General features: G+C 59.1%; 19 protein-coding genes. 8 read left to right on the forward strand and 11 right to left on the reverse strand.

All coding sequences use genetic code 11. The annotated features are described in order from the left end of the window. Positions 1–7 precede the first annotated feature (7 nt). The 4 genes from paoC to zinT form a co-directional block, all read right to left on the reverse strand. Entirely contained in the window at positions 8–2,197 is a 2,190-nt protein-coding gene (gene paoC / locus ACWPW2_RS03600) for an aldehyde oxidoreductase molybdenum-binding subunit PaoC (RefSeq protein WP_454123570.1), read from the reverse strand. 3 nt (positions 2,198–2,200) lie between these two features. Next, positions 2,201–3,151, reverse strand: a complete 951-nt coding sequence (locus tag ACWPW2_RS03605) for an FAD binding domain-containing protein (protein WP_023479009.1) — start codon at positions 3,149–3,151, stop codon at positions 2,201–2,203. Continuing rightward, positions 3,148–3,702 (reverse strand): aldehyde dehydrogenase iron-sulfur subunit PaoA, encoded by a 555-nt coding sequence (gene paoA, locus ACWPW2_RS03610; RefSeq protein WP_454121663.1) that lies wholly within the window; start codon positions 3,700–3,702, stop codon positions 3,148–3,150. Before paoA ends, ACWPW2_RS03605 begins: the two co-directional genes overlap by 4 nt. A 186-nt stretch (positions 3,703–3,888) precedes the next feature. Further along, positions 3,889–4,527, reverse strand: a complete 639-nt coding sequence (gene zinT, locus ACWPW2_RS03615; RefSeq protein ID WP_454123572.1) for a metal-binding protein ZinT — start codon at positions 4,525–4,527, stop codon at positions 3,889–3,891. Positions 4,528–4,874: 347 nt separating this feature from the next. Here zinT and ACWPW2_RS03620 point away from each other — a divergent pair, with 347 nt between their 5' ends. The 3 genes from ACWPW2_RS03620 to hutX all read left to right on the forward strand — a co-directional run bounded on the left by ACWPW2_RS03620 (position 4,875) and on the right by hutX (position 6,234). Beyond that, a complete protein-coding gene (locus ACWPW2_RS03620; RefSeq protein ID WP_023478999.1) occupies positions 4,875–5,048 on the forward strand; it encodes a con-10 family general stress protein in 174 nt (57 codons plus the stop codon). A 489-nt stretch (positions 5,049–5,537) separates the two neighbouring features. Next, the gene (locus ACWPW2_RS03625; protein WP_235180437.1) at positions 5,538–5,615 is read left to right on the forward strand and encodes a hypothetical protein; all 78 of its coding nucleotides are present in this window, start codon (positions 5,538–5,540) and stop codon (positions 5,613–5,615) included. A 130-nt stretch (positions 5,616–5,745) separates the two neighbouring features. Then, entirely contained in the window at positions 5,746–6,234 is a 489-nt protein-coding gene (gene hutX, locus ACWPW2_RS03630) for a heme utilization cystosolic carrier protein HutX (RefSeq protein WP_454121664.1), read from the forward strand. Between the two features lies 1 nt (position 6,235). Here the strand turns inward: hutX and ACWPW2_RS03635 are convergent, their stop codons facing one another. Continuing rightward, a complete protein-coding gene (locus tag ACWPW2_RS03635; protein WP_023479005.1) occupies positions 6,236–6,523 on the reverse strand; it encodes a SelT/SelW/SelH family protein in 288 nt (95 codons plus the stop codon). Between the two features lie 205 nt (positions 6,524–6,728). Between ACWPW2_RS03635 and ACWPW2_RS03640 the strand changes: the two genes are divergently transcribed. The 5 genes from ACWPW2_RS03640 (at position 6,729) to ACWPW2_RS03660 (ending at position 12,783) form a co-directional block, all read left to right on the forward strand. After that, positions 6,729–9,083, forward strand: coding sequence for a TonB-dependent receptor domain-containing protein (locus tag ACWPW2_RS03640; protein ID WP_454121665.1), 2,355 nt, complete (start codon positions 6,729–6,731; stop codon positions 9,081–9,083). Positions 9,084–9,148: 65 nt separating this feature from the next. Further along, positions 9,149–10,201, forward strand: a complete 1,053-nt coding sequence (locus ACWPW2_RS03645; RefSeq protein ID WP_454121667.1) for a hemin-degrading factor — start codon at positions 9,149–9,151, stop codon at positions 10,199–10,201. Further along, a complete protein-coding gene (locus ACWPW2_RS03650) occupies positions 10,198–11,016 on the forward strand; it encodes a heme/hemin ABC transporter substrate-binding protein (protein ID WP_023478986.1) in 819 nt (272 codons plus the stop codon). Before ACWPW2_RS03645 ends, ACWPW2_RS03650 begins: the two co-directional genes overlap by 4 nt. After that, positions 11,016–12,011: a FecCD family ABC transporter permease gene (locus tag ACWPW2_RS03655; protein WP_454123574.1), complete on the forward strand. Its 996-nt coding sequence runs from the start codon at positions 11,016–11,018 to the stop codon at positions 12,009–12,011. Before ACWPW2_RS03650 ends, ACWPW2_RS03655 begins: the two co-directional genes overlap by 1 nt. Beyond that, complete coding sequence (locus tag ACWPW2_RS03660; protein ID WP_454121668.1) at positions 12,004–12,783, forward strand: heme ABC transporter ATP-binding protein; 780 nt, start codon at positions 12,004–12,006, stop codon at positions 12,781–12,783. The genes ACWPW2_RS03655 and ACWPW2_RS03660 overlap by 8 nt, the downstream gene beginning before the upstream one ends. Before the next feature lie 876 nt (positions 12,784–13,659). Here the strand turns inward: ACWPW2_RS03660 and ACWPW2_RS03665 are convergent. The 6 genes from ACWPW2_RS03665 to ACWPW2_RS03690 form a co-directional block, all read right to left on the reverse strand. Then, a complete protein-coding gene (locus tag ACWPW2_RS03665) occupies positions 13,660–14,499 on the reverse strand; it encodes a glycosyltransferase family 8 protein (protein ID WP_454121669.1) in 840 nt (279 codons plus the stop codon). Next, positions 14,496–15,878, reverse strand: a complete 1,383-nt coding sequence (locus ACWPW2_RS03670; protein WP_454121670.1) for a D-arabinono-1,4-lactone oxidase — start codon at positions 15,876–15,878, stop codon at positions 14,496–14,498. Before ACWPW2_RS03670 ends, ACWPW2_RS03665 begins: the two co-directional genes overlap by 4 nt. Before the next feature lie 109 nt (positions 15,879–15,987). Further along, complete coding sequence (locus ACWPW2_RS03675) at positions 15,988–16,944, reverse strand: D-2-hydroxyacid dehydrogenase (RefSeq protein WP_454121671.1); 957 nt, start codon at positions 16,942–16,944, stop codon at positions 15,988–15,990. An 85-nt stretch (positions 16,945–17,029) separates the two neighbouring features. After that, positions 17,030–17,569 (reverse strand): 2-oxo-tetronate isomerase, encoded by a 540-nt coding sequence (locus ACWPW2_RS03680; protein WP_454121672.1) that lies wholly within the window; start codon positions 17,567–17,569, stop codon positions 17,030–17,032. 57 nt (positions 17,570–17,626) lie between these two features. Then, complete coding sequence (locus tag ACWPW2_RS03685) at positions 17,627–18,076, reverse strand: DUF421 domain-containing protein (protein WP_023478242.1); 450 nt, start codon at positions 18,074–18,076, stop codon at positions 17,627–17,629. Positions 18,077–18,086: 10 nt separating this feature from the next. Then, complete coding sequence (locus tag ACWPW2_RS03690) at positions 18,087–18,587, reverse strand: hypothetical protein (protein WP_454121673.1); 501 nt, start codon at positions 18,585–18,587, stop codon at positions 18,087–18,089. Positions 18,588–19,065: the final 478 nt, after the last annotated feature.

Consider the following 19,065-nt stretch of genomic DNA (forward strand, 5'->3'; position numbering starts at 1 on the left):
CGTCTCCTCAGGCCATATCCGGCAAGGCGTCGAGCAACTTATCGAGGGTAACCGGGTAATCCCGCACCCGCACGCCGGTCGCGTTGTAGATCGCATTGGCGATTGCCGCGCTGACGCCGCACAGCCCCAGTTCGCCCACGCCTTTGGCCTTCATCGGCGAGGAGATGGGGTCGGTATCATCGAGGAAGATCACCTCCTGCTCAGGCACGTCGGCATGTACCGGCACCTCATAGGTCGCCATATCGTGATTGACGAAGTAACCCTGGCGCGTATCAACCGCCAGCTCCTCCATCAATGCGCCGCCCAGCCCCATTGTCATCGCGCCAATCACCTGGCTGCGCGCGGTTTTCGGGTTAAGGATGCGCCCGGCGGCACACACCGCCAGCATACGGCGCACGCGCACTTCGCCGGTTGCCGCATCGACGGCGACCTCAACAAAGTGTCCGGCGAAGGTCGATTGCTGATACTGCTCATCCAGATCGCCAAACTCAATGGTATCTTCCGCGCTGAGCGCGCCCGCGGCTTTGAGCGGTGCGCTGCGCTCGCCCAGGCTTATCGTCTCATCAGCGAACACCGCTGAAGCGGCGTCAAAGCCCAGTTTTTTGGCGATGGCTTCACGCAGCTTGACGCAGGCAGCGTAAACGCCAGCGGTAGAGGTGTTGGCTCCCCATTGCCCGCCGGAACCGGCAGAGACCGGGAAGCTGGAGTCGCCAAGGCGCACTTCAACGTGGGAGAGCGGCACGCCGAGCATCTCGGCGGCGGTCTGGGCAATGATGGTGTAACTGCCGGTGCCGATATCGGTCATATCCGTCTCTACTGTTACCCGGCCAGCGTCGTCGAGGTGCACGCGCGCGCCGGACGGGGCGAGCAGGTTGTTACGAAAGCCCGCCGCGACGCCGTAGCCCACCAGCCACTCTCCGTCCCGCGTCTGGCCAGGCGTGGCGTTGCGCTGCGACCAGCCAAAGCGATCCGCGCCGGTGCGCAGGCACTCCACCAGCTGGCGGCGTGAGAAGTGGCGCTGTGGATCCTTCGGGTCAACCTGCGTGTCGTTGAGAATGCGAAACTCAACCGGATCGATCCCGGCTCGCTCTGCCATCTCATCAATGGCAATCTCCAGCGCCATCATGCCCGGAGCTTCACCCGGCGCGCGCATGGCGTTGCCCTCGGGTAAATCGAGGGTTGCCAGCCGTAAACCGGTATGGCGATTAGCACCCGCGTAGAGCAGTTCGGTCTGGTTCACCGCCGTCTCCGGCGTCCCGCCCGGCAGGTTGCCGGACCAGCTGTCATGCGCAATGGCGGTGATTTTCCCCTGCCGATCGGTGCCGATACGGATGTGCTGAATAGTCGCCGGGCGGTGGGTGGTGTTATTGGGGATCATCGGGCGCGGCAGCATCACTTTCACCGGGCGCTGCAAGGCGCGAGCGGCGAGGGCGGCCAGCAGCGCATCGCTGCGCAGGAAGAGTTTGCCGCCAAAGCCGCCGCCGATGTAGGGCGAGATGATGCGCACGTTCTCTTCCGGCAACTTGAGGGTGGTAGCCAGATCGGTTCGGCACCAGGCGACCATCTGGTTGGAAGTCCAGACCGTCACCTTATCCCCTTCCCAGACGGCCATCGAGGCGTGCGGCTCCATCGCCATATGGCTCTGATCCGGCGTGGTGTAGATGGCGTCGAGTTTTACCTCGGCGCTTGCCCAGGCAGCGTCAAAATCGCCGCTATTTTTGTCCGGCGCGCTCTCCGGCGCGCTGTTGACCGCCGGTTTCTCCGCCGCCAGATCGTAGGCACCGCTTTCGCGCTGGTAAGTGACGTCCACCAGCCCGGCAGCGGCGCGCGCCTGCTCAAAGGTTTCAGCCACCACCAGCGCAACGGCCTGGTGATAGTGCTCAATCTGCGGGCCGCCAAGCAGCGTGGCGGCATTGCGTTCGCCTTTGCCCAGCGGGCCGGCGTTATCGGCGGTAATAATCGACAGCACGCCCGGCGCGTTGCCTGCCGCATCACAGTTAATCTCGCTGATTTTGCCTTTGGCAATGCCCGCGCTGACGATGTAGCCATAAGCGACATTGGGCAGCACATCATGCCATTCGTAGGCGTAGTGGGCGCGGCCGCTCACTTTTAGCGGGCCGTCGATGCGGTCATGAGGCTGACCAACCACTTTCAGTTGATCGATCGGGTTCTCGCCTGCCGGTTTCTCAAATTTCATCATTTACGCCCTCGCTTCTGACAACACCGAGGCGAGCGTGCGCTTCGCCAGCGTCAATTTAAATGCATTCTCAGCCGTGGGCTGCGCGGTGGCGAAGAGTTTGTCATACACCGCCTGCGCCCCCTGCGGTAGTGCCGCATCCGCTTCGGCAAGCCGCCACGGTTTATGGGCAACACCGCCGATAGCCACGCGCCCGCTGCCATCCGGGTGGACAATTGCCGCCACGGAGACCAGCGCAAACGCGTAGGAAGCGCGGTCACGCACTTTACGGTAGATATGCGTGCCGCCCGCGGGCGGGGGCAGGGTGACGGCGACAATCAGTTCGCCGGGCTGCAATACTGTCTCCAGATGAGGCGTGTCGCCCGGCGCGCGATAAAACTCTGCCAGCGGGATCTGGCGTTCGCGACCGTCCGGGTTGACGGTCTCGACAACCGCATCAAGCAGCTGCATGGCAACGGCCATATCACTCGGATGGGTGGCAATGCAGGATTCGCTGGCACCGACTACCGCAAGCTGACGGCTGTAGCCGCCCAGCGCCGCGCAGCCGCTGCCCGGCTGGCGTTTGTTGCAGGGTTGATTGGTGTCATAGAAGTAGGGGCAGCGCGTGCGTTGCAGCAGGTTGCCTGCGGTCGTTGCCTGGTTACGCAACTGGCCAGAAGCCCCGGCGAGCAGGGCGCGGGAGAGCACGGCATAATCGCGGCGCACGCGCCCATCGGCGGCGAGATCGGTGTTGCGCACCAGCGCGCCGATGCGCAGGCCGCCTTCAGCGGTCGCTTCAATGCTATCCAGCGCCAGGCCATTTACATCAATCAGGTGGGTCGGCGTCTCAATTTCCAGCTTCATCAAATCAAGCAGGTTAGTGCCGCCCGCGATAAATTTCGCGCCCTCTGTGCGCTGCGCGCTGGCAGCCGCTTCGGCAGGCGTGGTGACCCGCTCATAGGTAAAGGTCTTCATGATTTCTCCCCGGCGGTCTCTTGAATCGCCGCCAGCATGTTGGCGTAGGCGCCGCAGCGGCAGAGGTTGCCGCTCATGCGTTCACGGAACTCATCTGCCGTCATCTCCGGCGGGGAGACAAGATCGAGGGTCACATGGCTGGGAATGCCCTGCTCAATCTCTTTCAGCATGGCAACGGAGGAGCAGATCTGACCCGGCGTGCAGTAACCGCACTGGTAGCCATCATGTTTGACAAAAGCCGCCTGCATGGGATGGAGATCGTCCGGCGAACCGAGGCCCTCGATGGTGGTGACGTCGGCATCCTGCTGCATTACCGCGAGGGTGAGGCAGGAGTTGATGCGTCGCCCGTTGACGATCACCGTGCAGGCGCCGCACTGGCCGTGGTCGCACCCTTTCTTGGTGCCGGTGAGGTGTAAACTTTCACGCAGCGCATCCAGCAGCGTGGTACGGGTATCAACCTCAAGCTGTCGGCGTTCGCCGTTAACAGTTAAGGACAGCGGGATCATTTCCGGGGCGCGGTGCGCGTCCGGGTTGTTGCCTTGGTTGCTCATACCAGGCCTCCAGTCATCAATGCGGGTGAATAAAAAAGGGGTGTGCTTATAACGGCGTTATCGTTTTTTTAAGCCTTAAGCATAGACGGCACTCTGGAGAGGATTACTCCTAAATCATCGGCGCGGGAAAAATGGGGGAAAAGAAGGGGGAGAGGCGGGCGGCAGCGATGGCCGCCCGCAGAGAAATCAGTGATGCAGCATCTCGTCGACGATCTGCGCTTTAGTCATATTGTAGGGGTAGTAAGTTGGCCAGTTATCCATCTCTTTCAGCAAGGCTTCCTGGGATTCACTGCCCATGAAAATGTGGAAATGCTGGGACTGGCGCGGCGCGATGGTGTGGTCGCTGAACTGCACATACTTCGGCGCTTTGGAGCTGGCGTCTTTACACTCAAACAGATAGCGCACGCCCTTTTTGCCGGAAGCGTAGGTCAGGATCTTGTAGCCAGCATAATCATAGCGGCAGCTGTTGACGGTTTTGCCGGTGTGAAACTCCATCACATTGTTTTCAATGCCGATCGTATCGACATCCGTGGCGTAACCCTTTTTGTAATAGTCGCGGTACTCCTCCACCGTTTTATCGCCGTGCTGTGCCTTTTTCTTCAGCACCGGATCGAGATCGCCGCTCAGCAGATAAGGGTTAACGGATTGCCACACGCCGTCCCAGTCAGAGAGCGGGCGATCCTTCACATCTTTATCATCAATAATCCCTTCGCTCGCTTTACGCTCCACTTCCGTCAGCGGTTTGCCGTGGTGGTGCCCATGGGCAAAGCCCTGCGTGCTCATCAGCAGCGCGCCCATTGCCAAAGCAAAAGCCGTTTTCTTCATCATCGGTATCACTCCCTGGTTACGTTTGTCATAAATTGAAATGTTATATTATAACAAAAGCAAATGCCAGCCCCGGCAGAGCCGCTCGCGGCGGGCTAGCGGCAAGCTGTGTGATTAGTACACTAAACGCAGCCGTAAAATAAATTTAGCCTCCCGCTGCGCTATTTTTTCTCGACTAACCAGTGGGATAGAAGAGGTAAAAAAATATGCATTACATAAACGCGAACTTAATTAACGGCTGCGCTTTGACATAAATTATGTTTATGGCCAGGCTTAATCATGAAAGGCGATTGATATGACGCTGATGTCATATTGATTATATTTGAAACGACAGATGGAGAAATAACATGGCCGAGCATAGAGGCGGTTCCGGTAATTTCGCTGAAGATCGTGAAAAAGCCTCAGAAGCAGGGCGTAAAGGCGGACAGCAGAGTGGTGGGAACTTCAAAAATGACCCAGAGCGCGCGTCCGAAGCCGGTAAAAAAGGCGGACAGAATAGCAACAGCAGCAATAAAAAATAGTGGTGCCGTTGCTGTTTTAACCTGAAGTTTAAAATCTAATTTTAAACGATAGCGAGTCGGAAACGGCTCGCTTAATTATTTGTAGGGTTATTTTAATTTCAAAATAAATAAAATTAATTTCCCTGATTAATTATTTTCTGAGCTATTCCAGACAAAAAAAATCCCTCAGGTACAGGAAATCCGATCTGCGCCTGAGGGTATGCAAATGCATCTTCGTTACTAACAATGAGTTGGCAAGCTATGCACAATTGGGCAACAGCATAAGCTGCTAAAACCCGCATTTGTAATGAAATTTTACGCTGCTCACGAATAAATTATTTCATGAATAAATATTTGAAAATACGCCATTTTTAGCTATGTAGGCGGCTTTTTGAACCGATTCAGCTTAATTTTTCTCCGCCAATGCCTGTTTTTTAATCCTCTGCCGCCTGGTTTAGCCTGCAAGGCTTAGCTATATTTACTAAACATTCATTCGCAAAAGGAGGTTTTGTGCTCACTATTGAAAAAGACGATCCACGCGAAGCGCCGGAGTCCGGCGACAAAAAACCGCAACCGGTTAAAAAATAGTTAAAAGGTCGCTTCGGCGACCTTTTTTATTGCGCGCTAGCTCGCAGTTTTTTCTCGAGACAAATGATAGTTATTCTCATTCATCGCTGCAGGGGAGAGGTGGCGAAGGGAAAGTCAAAAGGAGAGAGAGATGACAGAGAAGAGCTTACAGGAGTTTCTGCATACCGAGCCGGATTGCATACTTGAGCACGTTGCCCGGCACTACCAGACCACGCTGCTGGAAGTGGTGCGGCAGCTACCTGGCAGCAAAATGATTGCCGGTGCGCACTTTGACGACGTATGGCAAGAGGTCACCACCTGGGGCACGGTACTTCTCCTGATCCACACCGAAGATGTGATCCTGGAGTGCAGCATCGCCCTGCCGCCGGGATTTTACAGCCACGGTTACTTCAACCTGCAGGGTAAAGAGCAGGTATCGGGCCATATCAAGGCCGATCACTGTCGCCACATCGCGTTTATTGAACGCAAATTTATGGCGATGGACGCCGCCACCATCCTCTTTTTCAACGCTGCAGGCAGCGCGATGCTAAAAATTTTCGTTGCCCGTGACGAACGCCACCAGCTTATTCCACAGCAGCTGGCGGCGTTCCGCGCGCTGAGGCAGGCCTTCGCGCAGTAGATCACTCGCTGCGCTTTTCAACATGACCCAGCGGTTTTTCCGGGAAGCAGCAGTCGCGCACGCGGCGTTTTAGCTCTGCGGCATCGGGAAAGCCGCCCTCCTGCTTGCGATCCCAGATAACGCTGCCATCGGCTTCGATGACAAAAATGCCGCCGGTGCCGGGGATCAGCGTCACGGAACCTAAATCGGTATTGAAGGTGTGGAGCAGCTCCTGCGCCATCCAGCTGGCGCGCAGCATCCAGTTGCACTGGACGCAGTAGTGCAGGGTGATGGCAGGTTTAGTGGACATCATCTCGTTACCAGAAGGGAAAAGGGTCCACAAAGTGTAAGCAATATGTTGGCATTATGAAATCGTTGCAAGTGATAATAGTTATCATTACTATCTTGCCCATAACAGAGAGCTGATGCCTGGCCCGTGCGGCTGGTGTACGGTTCCGCTGATTTCTGGGAGTTGATGTGAGCCGGATGATAATAATTCAAAGGCACACACACTTATGACGACTACACCTTTTTGCCAGCTACGTTTCAGAAACCGCGTGCTGGTCACCTCACTCCTGACAACGCTTACGCCCACCGCGGCCTTTGCGGCTGAAACCGCACCACGCGATGAACAAGATCGCGCCGAAGAGATGGTCATTACCGCGCCTGCGCCACGTCTCAAAGCCGGGAGCGATCGCGCCATCACTGCTGATGCCCTGCAACGCAACGGGGCGAATGATTTTGGCTCCATCATGCGGTATGAGCCGCTGATTGGTGCTACCGGGGCAGGGGGCGGTTCCGGCAACGGTAAGAGCGGCTTCGACCGCGGCGGTTACACCGGCTATAACATTCGCGGCCTTGAGAGTAACCGCGTGGGTATTGATGTTGATGGCATTCCTCAGCCAGAGGCCACCGGGCGCAGCTACGCCGGGCGCGCCGGGCTTAACACTTTCGGCATTGGTCGTGACTATATCGACCCCTACCTCTACGGCAACGTGGCGATCCAGCCGGGCGCAACGCCTGCGGAACAAGCCAACACCGCCATCGGCGGCAATGTCTCGTTCCGGCCAAAATCTGCCAATGACTACCTGCAAGGGGCGAAGCATTACTACGCCGGTTACCAGAGTGATTATGACTCCAGCGATCGCAGCTGGCACAACGGCGTAACGGCGGCGGCAGGCGATGAACGCGTGCGGGGCATTGTGGTTTACAGCCGCCGCGACGGCCAGCAAACGCGTAACAACAGCGACAGAGTCGGGGCTTACCCCGCTAACTGGCACTCCGATGCGCTGCTGCTCTCCGGGATCCTGCAAGCCTCCGAAGTGCACAAACGGACCTATACAGCGGAGTACTACAACAAAACGACCCATACCCACTTTGACGCCTGGAACCGTGACGGCAGTGCGATTATTGGCAACGCTCAGCAGGGCAGCTACTCCCGGCGCTGGGCCATCAGCCTGAAGGATGACTGGACACCGGTCGATGCGTGGGTCGATAGCGCTTCGACAAAGATCTATCTACAGCGCACCCAGGCGCACGACGCTACGTGGATGCCGGACAGCACCACCGGCATTCAGGGCACCGTCTACTCCAGTTACGACACCGATACGATAGGCATTCAGCATGCGCTGGCGAAGAGCTTCGGCCGCCACGATCTACGTGCCGGTTTTAATGCCAGCGCCAGCAAAACGCAGCGCCCGTTCCACCAGCAGCCAATGCCGGACGCGCGCAGCGCGATCATGCAGCCTGAAGCGGACAGTAAAAGCGAGATCCTCGGCGCATTTGTGCAGGATCAGATCAATTTCGCCGCCGGAGAGCACAACTTTGCCCTCATTCCCGGCATACGCGTAATGTACCAGTCGATGAAACCGGAGAACCTCGGCAGCCTGACTACCACCAGCAGCGTGCTGAATACCCGGGATGTCTCTGCGCTGTACCACCAAAACAGCGACACCGAGTGGTTGCCATCGCTCACCTTCCAGTATGAGCTCACGCCCCGTTTGCTGAGCTATCTGCAATACCGGCGCGGGGCGCAGTTCCCCAATGCCAGCCAGCTCTATGGCTCCTGGAATCTTGGCTCTAACTATGCCGGGCGCGCGCAGTACGCACTGATCGGCAACGCGGCGCTGAAAACCGAAACCAGCGATAACCTCGAATGGGGGCTGAAAGGCGAAGTGGCAGAAGGCGTCACGCTGCGCGGTGCGCTCTTCTATAACAGCTACAAAAACTTTATTGCTTACACCCGCTATCGCCGCGCCGACAACCCGGGCAACTTCGTCAACGTGCCGTCGAACATCTACACCAGCTATCAGGCGGAAAACCGCGATAAAGCTTTTATCTACGGGGGGGAAATCAGCGCCACGCTCGATGTCGGCAGCTGGTTTGAGCAGGCTGAAGGGCTGCACGCAACCCTCGCTTATGGCTACGCCGAGGGGCAAGCCAAATCGCGCTACATGGGCGACGCCTATCGCGATCTTGACAGCGTCGCGCCGATGAAAGCGATTGTCGGCCTTGGCTGGGACGATCCGGCCAAACGTTACGGCACCGCGCTGACCGCCACCTTTGTCAAAGGTAAGCGCGCCACCGCAACCAGTCGTGAAACCTATCAAAACAGCGGCGAGCCGATCGCCACCGCCAGCAGTAACTATATGCGCGTGCCCGGTTACGGGGTTGTCGACCTGAGCGCCTGGTGGCAGGTGGCAAAGCAGGTGAAGGTCAGCGGCGGCGTCTACAACCTTACCAATCGCAAATACTGGGATTACCTCAGCAGCCGTACGCAGGAAACGCGCACTCTCCAGGACAGCTATGACAACGCGCTGGCCGTGATGCCAGGGCGCAGCTGGCAACTTGGCGTCAATATTGATTTTTGACCCGGCAGCCTCTTTACCCCCGGCGCGCGCCGGGGATGTTAAGACACATAAAGGACGTGAAAAATATGCCTGTATCTTCAAAGGATTATGCCGCCATCTGGCAGGAGTACCAGTTAATCAGAGCGCTTGAACCGGCAAAAAGCGCCAGAGATATCGCGTTCCAGCTGGCGATAAGCGAAGCGGAGCTGGCCGAAGCGCGCGTTGGCTACGATGCGGTGCGCCTGGAGGGGACGGTGCGCCATATCTTCAAGGCGCTGGAGAGCGTCGGCGAAGCCAAAAGCATCTGTCGCAATGAATATGCGGTTCATGAGATGACCGGGCGGTTCACCAATCAACATATCAGCGATCGCGCCGGGGTGGTGCTCAACCCGCGCGGTCTCGATCTGCGCCTCTTTATGAGCCAGTGGGCCTGTGCCTACTACCTGCGGGAGCAGGGGCCAAGAGGCGAACGGCGCAGTATTCAGTTTTTCGATCACCAGGGCGATGCCCTGCTGAAAATTTACGCCACGCCCTACACCGATGGCGGCCAGTGGGATGAAGTCGTGGAGCGTTTTAGCGTGCGGCGTCAGGTACCGCTCTCCATTTACGCGCCCGAGAGCAAATTTTACGACGAAGCGCCCGATGGAGAGGCCATTGACCAGGACTGGCGCGAGATGACCGATGTGCACCAGTTCTTCAACCTGCTGCGCAAACACAACATCTCACGCCAGCAGGCGTTTCGGCTGGTGGGCGACGATCTTGCCTGCCAGGTCAGCAACGACGCGCTGCCCGCCCTGTTGCAGCAGGTGCAGCAGGAGGGGAATGAAATCATGATCTTTGTCGGCAACCGCGGCTGCATACAGATTTTTACCGGTGCGCTGGAGAAGTGCGCGCCGGTGGGCGACTGGCTGCGGGTGATGAATAAGATCTTTACCCTGCACCTGCGCGAAGCGGGGATCCACGAAAGCTGGGTGACGCGCAAGCCGAGCGCGGATGGGCATGTCACCAGCCTGGAGCTGTTTGCCGAAGATGGTACGCAAATCGCGCAGCTTTATGGTCAGCGCAGCGAAGGGGATCGCGAACAGGCCTGCTGGCGCGGGCAGATCAAAGCGCTAACGCCGTGGAGGAACGAAGTATGAAAAGCGTGGTGATGCTCTTACTGGTGCTACCGCTGCTGGCGGTGGCCGCCGATCCAAAAGTTGTCGCCCTTGGCGGCGATGTCACGGAGATTGTCTATGGCCTGGGCGCGCAGAGCCAGCTGGTCGGGCGCGACAGCACCAGCACCTGGCCTGCCGAGGTAAAGCAACTGCCGAATGTCGGCTATGTTCGCCAGTTGAATGCGGAGGGCATTTTGTCGCTGCGGCCTACCATCGTGCTGGCGGGCAGCCAGGCGCAGCCCTCGCTGGTATTGAAAAGCGTGCAGGATAACGATGTCTACATGGTGCCGGTACCGGGTGGGTATACGCTCTCGGAGATCGATAAGAAAGTGGTGGTGATCGCCCGCGCCCTCGGCAAAAACGAAGAGAGCCTGGCGCTGCGCAAAAAGCTGGCGACGGAGATTGCCGCGCTGCCCACCTCGCCGCTGGATAAAAAAGTGCTCTATATCCTTAGCCACGGCGGCATGGGCACGCTGGTGGCGGGGAGAGAGACGGCAGCGGATGGCGCTATCCAGGCGGCGGGGCTTAATAATGCGATGCAGGGCTTTTCCCACTACCGGGCAATGTCGCAGGAGGGGGTGATCGCCAGCCAGCCGGATCTGGTGTTGATCTCAGCCGAAGGTGTAAAGCATCTGGGCGGCGAGGAGAACATCTGGCACTTGCCGGGCCTCGCGCAAACGCCCGCCGGGCGCAACAAACAACTGTTGGTTGTGGACGAGGCCGCGCTGCTGGGCTTTGGTCTGCGCACCCCGCAGGCACTGCTGGAGTTGCGCAAAAAAGCGGAGCAACTACCGTGATAACCCGTGCGGCTTCTCGTCTCCTGTGGGGACTCTTACTGCTGACGGCGGCACTCACGCTCTTCGCCTCCACGCAGGGGGCGATGGACGTCTCTCTTGCCAGCTTGTGGTACGGCGAAGATGAGGTGCTGCGGCAGATCTGGTTCACCATTCGCCTGCCGCGCGTGCTGCTGGCGCTGCTTATTGGCGCGGCGCTGGCGCTCTCCGGCTGCGTTATGCAGGGGCTGTTTCGCAATCCGCTTGCCGACCCGGGATTACTTGGCATCAGCAGCGGCGCGGCGCTGGTGGTTGGCTGTTGGCTGGTGCTGCCGCTGTCGGTACCGGTGCTGATTGCCCTCTATGCCCCGCTGGTGGCCGCCTTTATCGGTAGCCTGGCGGTGATGGTGGTGATCTTTTTACTCAGCAAAGCGGGCGAGAGCGCGCTAGCGCGGCTGCTGTTGGTAGGGATTGCCATCAACGCCCTGTGCGGCGCGGGTGTTGGCGTGCTGGCGTGGATCAGCAACGATGCGCAGCTGCGCCAGCTTTCGCAGTGGGGAATGGGCAGTCTCGGGCAGGCGCAGTGGCCGACGCTGATCGTTACGGCGACCCTGATCCTGCCCGCCATGCTCGGTATCTGGCGGGTAGCGAAACAGCTCAACTTTCTGCAACTGGGCGAGGAGGAGGCGCACTATCTGGGCGTTGATGTACGGCGCTTGCAGCGGCGGCTGCTGCTCTGTAGCGCGCTGTTGGTAGCGGCCTCTGTTGCCATCAGCGGCATCATCGGTTTTGTCGGGCTGGTGGTTCCGCACCTGATACGCATGATGTTAGGCCCCGATCATCAACATCAGATACCCGGCTCGCTGCTGGCGGGGGCGAGCCTGCTGCTGCTGGCGGATACCGCCGCCCGCACGCTGGTGGCACCTGCCGAGATGCCGGTCGGCTTACTGACCAGCCTGCTCGGCGCGCCGTGGTTTTTATGGCTTATTTTTCGCCAGCGGAGTGCGCTCTATGGATAACGGTTTTATTGCCCACCAGGTGCAATTCACGGTCGGCCAGCGGCGGCTGGTGGATGATATCTCCCTCACGCTGCCGCCTGGCGAAATGGTGGCGCTGATTGGCCCGAACGGCGCGGGCAAATCGACGCTGCTGCGCCTGCTGACCGGCTTTCTTACGCCGTCGTGCGGCGTCTGTTCCCTGGCGGGGAAATCCCTTGCCGCCTGGCCTTCACAGGCGCTGTCGCGCTACCGGGCGGTGATGCTGCAACATCACGCCCTGGGCGTGGAGTGGGCCGCGGAGTCGGTGGTGGTGATGGGGCGCGCGCCATGGGGCGAGAGGCATGCGTGCGATATCGTGCGTAAAGTGATGCGTTTAACCGGCTGCGAAACGCTGATTGGACGCCGCTTTGTCACGCTGTCGGGCGGCGAGCAGCAGCGGGTACAGCTGGCGCGTAGCCTGGCGCAACTCTGGCGTAACGGTGCGCCGGAGGGGTGGCTGTTTCTGGATGAGCCAACCTCAGCGCTCGATCTCTACCATCAGCAGCAGCTGCTACGTTTGCTTAAATCCCTGACGCAGCGTGCCCGGCTGCATGTCTGCGTGGTGCTGCACGATCTGAACCTCGCGGCGCTGTGGGCGGATCGCATTGTGCTGTTGCATAAGGGGAAGATAGTGGAGCAGGGGACGCCGGTGCAGGTGCTGCAACCGGAGGTTATCACCAGGTGGTATGGCGCGCAGGTGCATGTTGCGACGCATCCGGATGGGCAGACGCCGCAGGTGTTTCTTTGTGTTTAGGGGGGAACGGCCCAGGCCGGATAAGCGTTTACGCGCCATCCGGCAATGGGGTTTGCTCGGTCGAATGGTTCCCGTAGGCCGGATAAGCGGTACGCGCCATCCGGCGATGGGGCTGACATTTGGCACTGGTGGAAGGGTTCCGTTCACCATGCGTGCGGCGGAATATTTTTCTCACTGGTGCGGTGAACGGGATAAGGGAAGCGGCCGCGCTCCCCTTATCAATCCCCGCGGCCTCGCGAGGAAATCGGTGCTGCGCACTGCGCTCACCTCCCGCGTGCCTGACTGCGGCCGGCTCGACTCGACATCCTGTCTCGGTTCGCCTCTGTCCGCCATCCATGGCGTCCAGACCTTGTCATTCCCGCTCCGGTTCGCCGATTTCAGCGGGGGTCAACACCGCCGCTGTGGGACCGGAGGTAAAAGCAATATCGGTGTTGCGGTAGGCTCGTTTTTGTAGGCCGGATAAGGCGAAGCCGCCATCCGGCAATGGTGCCGCGGGGATAATGCCGGATGGCGCGTAAACGCTTATCCGGCCTACGCGGTTTCAGCGGGTTCTGTTTTTGTAGGCCGGATAAGGCGTAGCCGCCATCCGGCAATGGTGCCGCGGAGATATTGCCGGATGGCGCGTACCGCTTATCCGGCCTACGCGGTTTCAGCGGGTTCTGTTTTGGTAGGCCGGATAAGGCGAAGCCGCCATCCGGCAATGGTGCGGCGGGGATAATGCCGGATGGCGCGTACCGCTTATCCGGCCTACGCCGTTCCAGCGGGTTCCGTTTTTGTAGGCCGGATAAGGCGAAGCCGCCATCCGGCAATGGTGCGGCGGGGATAATGCCGGATGGCGCGTACCGCTTATCCGGCCTACGGTTTGTTTCTCAATAATTACGCTTCAACTGGGGCATGTTGCCACCACATTTTGTGCAGATCGTAATACTTATCGCCCGGTTCGGGATATTTGTCCCACGGCTTGTCGATGATGTAATGGATATTCTTCACTCGCGAAAGATCCCACATCTGCGGATGCTGCTTCGGCAGGGTTTTCAGAGCGTTATAACCATAATGCAGCGGCAGCCAGCGGCCCTGGAACACCTCGTTGAGGAAATCCTGCTCGGCAAAGACCCACTCGGCGATATCCTCTTTCGCCGCCAGCTTCGCCATCATCGCGTCATAAACGTCGCGATCCGGCGTCAGCACCAGAAAACCGCCGTTCAGGTAGTTATCCACCGAGGCGGGCGGTGCGGCGTTCATCTGCGCGTCCTCAACCCAGCTGTAGTAGCAGTTATCCGGCTGCCAGCTATCGGGATAGGTAGCAATATGGTTCGGATTGCAGCGGCAGGCGTGGCAGGCAGCAATCGTCCCTTTGGCGAGCGGCAGCTCAAACACCTCATCCATGTTCTGCACCACCAGCATATCGGCATCGAGAAACGCGACGCGCTGAAACTCCGTCAGCGTCCAGACCGCCAGCTTGCTCCACACCTCGGCGAAGCGTGCGTTGGCGTAGCGGTGGGCAAGGGCAGGGTTCGGGCCGACAATCGGCACTTCGCGCACTTCACACCCCTGCGCCTGCAACTGCTGGCGCGTGGCGGCGTCGATAGTCTCCGTCATCATCACCACCAGCGGCCATGGCGAACCGCTGTCGCGCAGCGACTGCTGCAATGCTTCCACGCCGGGAAGGTAGCCCGGCTGCGTTAACAGCGTGACCCAGGCAAATGCGGCGCTCATGACAGCACCTCCGCCATAAAGCGGTTCATAAACTTGCCGTCAGGATCGAAGCGGCGGCGCACGGCTTTAAACTCTTCAAACTGCGGGTAGAGCGCAGGCCAGTTGTAGAGCGACGGGTCAAAATATTTGCCCCAGTGCGGCCTGCCGCCCTCTTCGGCGAGCAGCTGTTCTGCGGCGCGTAAAAAGGCAGTTCCCTCTTCCGAGAGCGAGCCATCTTCGGCGTAGTAGACGACAAACCCAAAGAAGCAGGTCGGTTCACCGCCGGCCGGGCTAAGCCACGCGCTGGAGGCGCCGGTGCAGCGCAGAATAATCGGGTAGTGCATATGCGGCTGCGACTCGCTGTGCCACGCTTTCATGCGCGCAATCACTGCCGCAACGCGCGACATCGGAATGCCGATCTCAATATTGATCTGCGGGGTGGCGATGCCGCGACAGAAGACCTGGTAGATATCGCCAATCACATCCGTGAAGTCTTTAAAGCGCGTGACGGTGCGAAACGGTTTGCCGTTCTCATCGACAATGCGGGTGTCATCGCGCATCTGCGCCAGGGTTTTATCCACCGTGGCGTTCATCTGCTCGTCGGTCTCCTCCATCTCGACCAGCTCGCCGTGGTTATCACGCCACAGCGCCTGCTCCTCGGCGGTTGCTTCGCGCGCGTTCCAGGTGTGAACCTTGTTCTCATCCGGGAACCACCACGCTTTGCTGAAGGTCCACTTCTCGTTCCAGGCGATCAGATCTTCTGCCAGGTTATCGGCGTTGCCCGCGCTCTTAAAGCAGGTATAGATCGTGGAAGGGCGGGTGCGCAGCGTCACGGCGGTGATCACGCCGAGGGTGCCGAGCGCCTGCTGCGCGGCGTCAAAGGCCGCATCGTTCCGCTCAATATCGTGCGCTTCACCGTGGGCATCAATCAGGCGAATGCTAAGCGCTTCGTCAGCCAGCGAACTCTGCCCCATGCCCTGGCCGTGGGTGCCGGTCGACACTGCGCCCGCGAGGGTTTGGGAATCGATCACGCCCGGTGAGGCGTGCAGCATGCGGTTCATGCTGGTGAGGGTTTCAAACACCTCATGCAGCACGGTTCCGGCGGCAAAGGTGACGCTCTCGTCGGTCACTGCCAGCACGCCGCACAGACGCGAGAGGTCAATCAGCGTATCGCCCGGCTCGCTTAACTTCAGCATTCTGCCCGGCGACATACGGCTGCCCATCACGCGGATTCGCCCCTTTGCAGCGGCAATCAATTGCTGCAACTGCGCTTCGTTTTCCGGTGTTGCAACGGCCTGAGCGGGAGCCAGCGTGGCGTTTTTCGCCCAGTTTACAACTACATTTTCATCAGAGGTTTGCTGTGGCAGGCGAGGTGGAAAAAGAGCCTGTAGCGTTGTCATTGGCATCTCCTTGCGCAATATTTTTGTAATGATTTATCAAGCGTAGCTCATCATGTAAAAGTGTGACGCACGTCGCTTATTTTCGTGCGATCTGGCCATCCTGATGCGACTAATCGACACGATTTTGTGGTTCGCCGTTGATAAACGCCCGCACGTTTTCCACCGTGGTGGCGAGAATGCGCCCGCGCGCATCGACGGAAGCCCAGGCGATATGCGGCGTGATAATGCAGTTTTTCGCACTCAGCAGCGGGTTGTCCGCGCCAGGCGGTTCACTGCTCAGCACATCCACCGCGGCCCCGGCAATGCGCCCTTCGTTAAGGGCGGCGGCGAGATCCGCCTCGTTAATCAGATCCCCGCGCGAGGCGTTCAGCAGCAGCGCGCTGCGCTTCATCTTCGCCAGCGCCTCGCGGTTGATCATCCCTTTGGTCTGCGGCGTCAGCGGGCAGTGCAGGCTGATAACATCCGCCTCGGCGTAAAGGGTGTCGAGATCCACATAGCGCAGCTGCGCGCTCTCCGGCAGCGGGCGCGAACGGGCAGAGTGGGCGAGCACCGTCATGCCCATCGCCTGGGCGATGGCACCAAACGCCTGGCCGATGCGGCCATAGCCGATAATGCCGACGCGTTTTCCCGCCAGCTCGATCATCGGTTGCAGCCAGTAACACCAGCTTTGTGACTTGCTCCAGCCGCCAGCGTGCACATCGGCGTCGTGTTCACCGACGCGGTTGCAGAGCGCCAGCAGCAGCGCGGTGGTAAATTGCGCCACCGTGGCGGTGCCGTACGTTGGCACATTGGTAACGACAATTTGTCGGGCGCGGACAGCCTCAAGATCGATAATGTTGTAGCCGGTGGCGGTCACGGCGATACATTTCAGCTGCGGGCAGTGGGCGAGCAGATCCTCGCTAAACGCCACTTTATTAGTAATAGCGATATCCACGTCGCGCAGGCGCTGCGCGGCTTTATCGGCCGGGGTGGTGTCATAAACCGTGACTTCGCCCAACGCATGCAGTGGCTCCCAGCTGAGATCGCCGGGGTTAAGCAGACCGCCATCCAGCACAACTATTTTCATCTTTTCCCCATTCGGTCATGAAAGTGTCGCAATAAAAAAGCCGGACCCTATCGTCCGGCATTCGCACACAAGAAGCAAATTGCAATCAATCACTTAATAGCGTAATCACGCCCGCGAGGGCATATTTCACCGCCTGCTCAATCACCTCTTTGGTATCGCCCTCGAAGAGGCATTTGACGGTGACCGGTGCGCTATCCGGCAGGCCCCAGCCAAACCACACGGTGCCGGCAGGGGTGCCATCTTCGCCGCCGTCGGGGCCGGTGTAGCCGGTCACGGCAATGCTGACCGGCTCATGACTGGCGTCGCAGGCACCTTGCGCCATTTCAAAAGCCGTCTGCTGGCTTACCGCCGTCCAGCGCGCCAGCGTCGCCTTTTTCACCTGTAACAGCGTCTGTTTCGCTTCATCGGTAAAGGTAATAAACCCGCTACCGTAAAACTCCGGCGTGCTTTCGCAGGCGCAAAGGGCGGTAGCGATCTGCCCGCCGGTGCAGGACTCGGCGGTAGTGACGCGCAGTTTTTTATCGCACAACAGCGTGCCAAGCCTGTCGGCCAGATCGCTAATCTCAAGCTTTAACAGCGGCGCGACGCGCTCGCTTTGTAACGCGGTGGTGGTTTCGCTCTTCATATCTCTCCCTTCCATCCGAAAGAAAATTCTGCCTGGCAAAAGTATAGCAGCGCACTTTTAAGGCGAATTTTTCGGAATGATCGAGATATGACCATTGCGCTCGAGAATAGCGAATTTAATCTCTGCGAGGTCGACAATGCCCTGGTTATTGCGCGCCGAGAGCATAATATCGGCGCGGGAGATATCCGCCTCGCGCATCTTCTCCGGCAGCATTTCGCCGTTCTCGACCAGCACCACCGGCGTGCCGTCGATAAAGTTTTCTGCCCCTTTGACATACTTCTTCAGCTTGCCAAACAGAATATCCACCACCACCAGCGTGATGATGGTCAGCGCCGCGCCGGTGACGGAAAAGTCGTTGCCGAGCAGCGCCTGCTGCGTCGCTTCACTGATGATCAGCAGCAAAATGAGATCGAAGGAGGTCATCTGCAACAGGGCTCGCCGACCGGCGATTTTAAACACCACCATCAACACCAGATAGATCGCTACCGCGCGTAACACCATATCCATCGCCGTCTCCTCAGGGCCAGATAAACTGTTTCACCGCCAGCTGGGTGGTGTCATTTAACGAAAGTCGCAATTCGCTGCTGCCAGGGGTTTGCGGCGTCAGCCCGAGCCAGACGGTGAAGGGTTGATCGGGATGAGGACGGGCATACTCCAGCATCAGTTCGCCGTTCTGGCTGGTCATCTTTTCCGGCTGCGGTTGCAGGGTGCGGATCTCAAAATCCTGCATAAAGTTGCCGCCGAGGATAAAAACGGTGCGGCGTTCGTTTGAAGCGTGGGCGGTGAGTTGCATATCGATATCGCTTTGCAGGCGGGCGTAGCGGTCATACTGCACCGTCAGTTTGCCATCACTGCTGTGGGCGCTTCGCGCGCTGAGCCACCCCTGGGAAAAGAGGCCGAGTAGCCCGGCGATGACCACCGCGATCAGCAGCACAGAACCAATGCGCTGCACCTTTGTTTCAACATGCAGCCAGAATGGGCTGTCAGCCACCGGATAGCGGTGCGACTTCTTCTCCATCTCTCCTCCACGGTGTCGGTGGAAACCACGTAAAGAGAGTGTAGATGAGGCGGGGGCCATGCGGTAACGAAGCCGCTCCGATCCCGTAGGCCGGATAAGCGTAGCGCCATCCGGCAATGGGGTTTTCATGTGGGATCGGTGGAAGGGTTCCGTTCACCATACGTGGTGGGGTTTCATTGACCTCTTATGCGGTGAACGGGACAAGGGAAGCGGCCGCGCTCCCCTTGTCAATCCCCGCGGCCCCGCGAGAAAATCGGTGCTGCGCACTGCGCTCACCTCCCGCGTGCCTGACTGCGGCCGGCTCGACTCGGCTTGCTCGCCCCTACGGGACTCGCTCCATGCCTCGGTTCGCCTCTGTCCGCCATCCATGGCGTCCAGACCTTGTCATTCCCGCTTCGGTTCGCCGATTTCAGCGGGGACACAACCCCTCGCTTTCATATTGCAGACAAAAGCAAAACCGGTATCGCTGGAACTGCGG

It is taken from the genome of Kosakonia sp. Marseille-Q7440, from assembly GCF_965119485.1.

Coding starts and splice junctions, on each gene's coding strand:
- paoC (WP_454123570.1), bottom strand. CDS start 2,197: ATGAAATTTGAGAAACCGGCAGGCGAGAACCCGATCGATCAACTGAAA.
- ACWPW2_RS03605 (WP_023479009.1), bottom strand. CDS start 3,151: ATGAAGACCTTTACCTATGAGCGGGTCACCACGCCTGCCGAAGCGGCT.
- paoA (WP_454121663.1), bottom strand. CDS start 3,702: ATGAGCAACCAAGGCAACAACCCGGACGCGCACCGCGCCCCGGAAATG.
- zinT (WP_454123572.1), bottom strand. CDS start 4,527: ATGAAGAAAACGGCTTTTGCTTTGGCAATGGGCGCGCTGCTGATGAGC.
- ACWPW2_RS03620 (WP_023478999.1), top strand. CDS start 4,875: ATGGCCGAGCATAGAGGCGGTTCCGGTAATTTCGCTGAAGATCGTGAA.
- hutX (WP_454121664.1), top strand. CDS start 5,746: ATGACAGAGAAGAGCTTACAGGAGTTTCTGCATACCGAGCCGGATTGC.
- ACWPW2_RS03635 (WP_023479005.1), bottom strand. CDS start 6,523: ATGTCCACTAAACCTGCCATCACCCTGCACTACTGCGTCCAGTGCAAC.
- ACWPW2_RS03640 (WP_454121665.1), top strand. CDS start 6,729: ATGACGACTACACCTTTTTGCCAGCTACGTTTCAGAAACCGCGTGCTG.
- ACWPW2_RS03645 (WP_454121667.1), top strand. CDS start 9,149: ATGCCTGTATCTTCAAAGGATTATGCCGCCATCTGGCAGGAGTACCAG.
- ACWPW2_RS03650 (WP_023478986.1), top strand. CDS start 10,198: ATGAAAAGCGTGGTGATGCTCTTACTGGTGCTACCGCTGCTGGCGGTG.
- ACWPW2_RS03660 (WP_454121668.1), top strand. CDS start 12,004: ATGGATAACGGTTTTATTGCCCACCAGGTGCAATTCACGGTCGGCCAG.
- ACWPW2_RS03665 (WP_454121669.1), bottom strand. CDS start 14,499: ATGAGCGCCGCATTTGCCTGGGTCACGCTGTTAACGCAGCCGGGCTAC.
- ACWPW2_RS03670 (WP_454121670.1), bottom strand. CDS start 15,878: ATGACAACGCTACAGGCTCTTTTTCCACCTCGCCTGCCACAGCAAACC.
- ACWPW2_RS03675 (WP_454121671.1), bottom strand. CDS start 16,944: ATGAAAATAGTTGTGCTGGATGGCGGTCTGCTTAACCCCGGCGATCTC.
- ACWPW2_RS03680 (WP_454121672.1), bottom strand. CDS start 17,569: ATGAAGAGCGAAACCACCACCGCGTTACAAAGCGAGCGCGTCGCGCCG.
- ACWPW2_RS03685 (WP_023478242.1), bottom strand. CDS start 18,076: ATGGATATGGTGTTACGCGCGGTAGCGATCTATCTGGTGTTGATGGTG.
- ACWPW2_RS03690 (WP_454121673.1), bottom strand. CDS start 18,587: ATGGAGAAGAAGTCGCACCGCTATCCGGTGGCTGACAGCCCATTCTGG.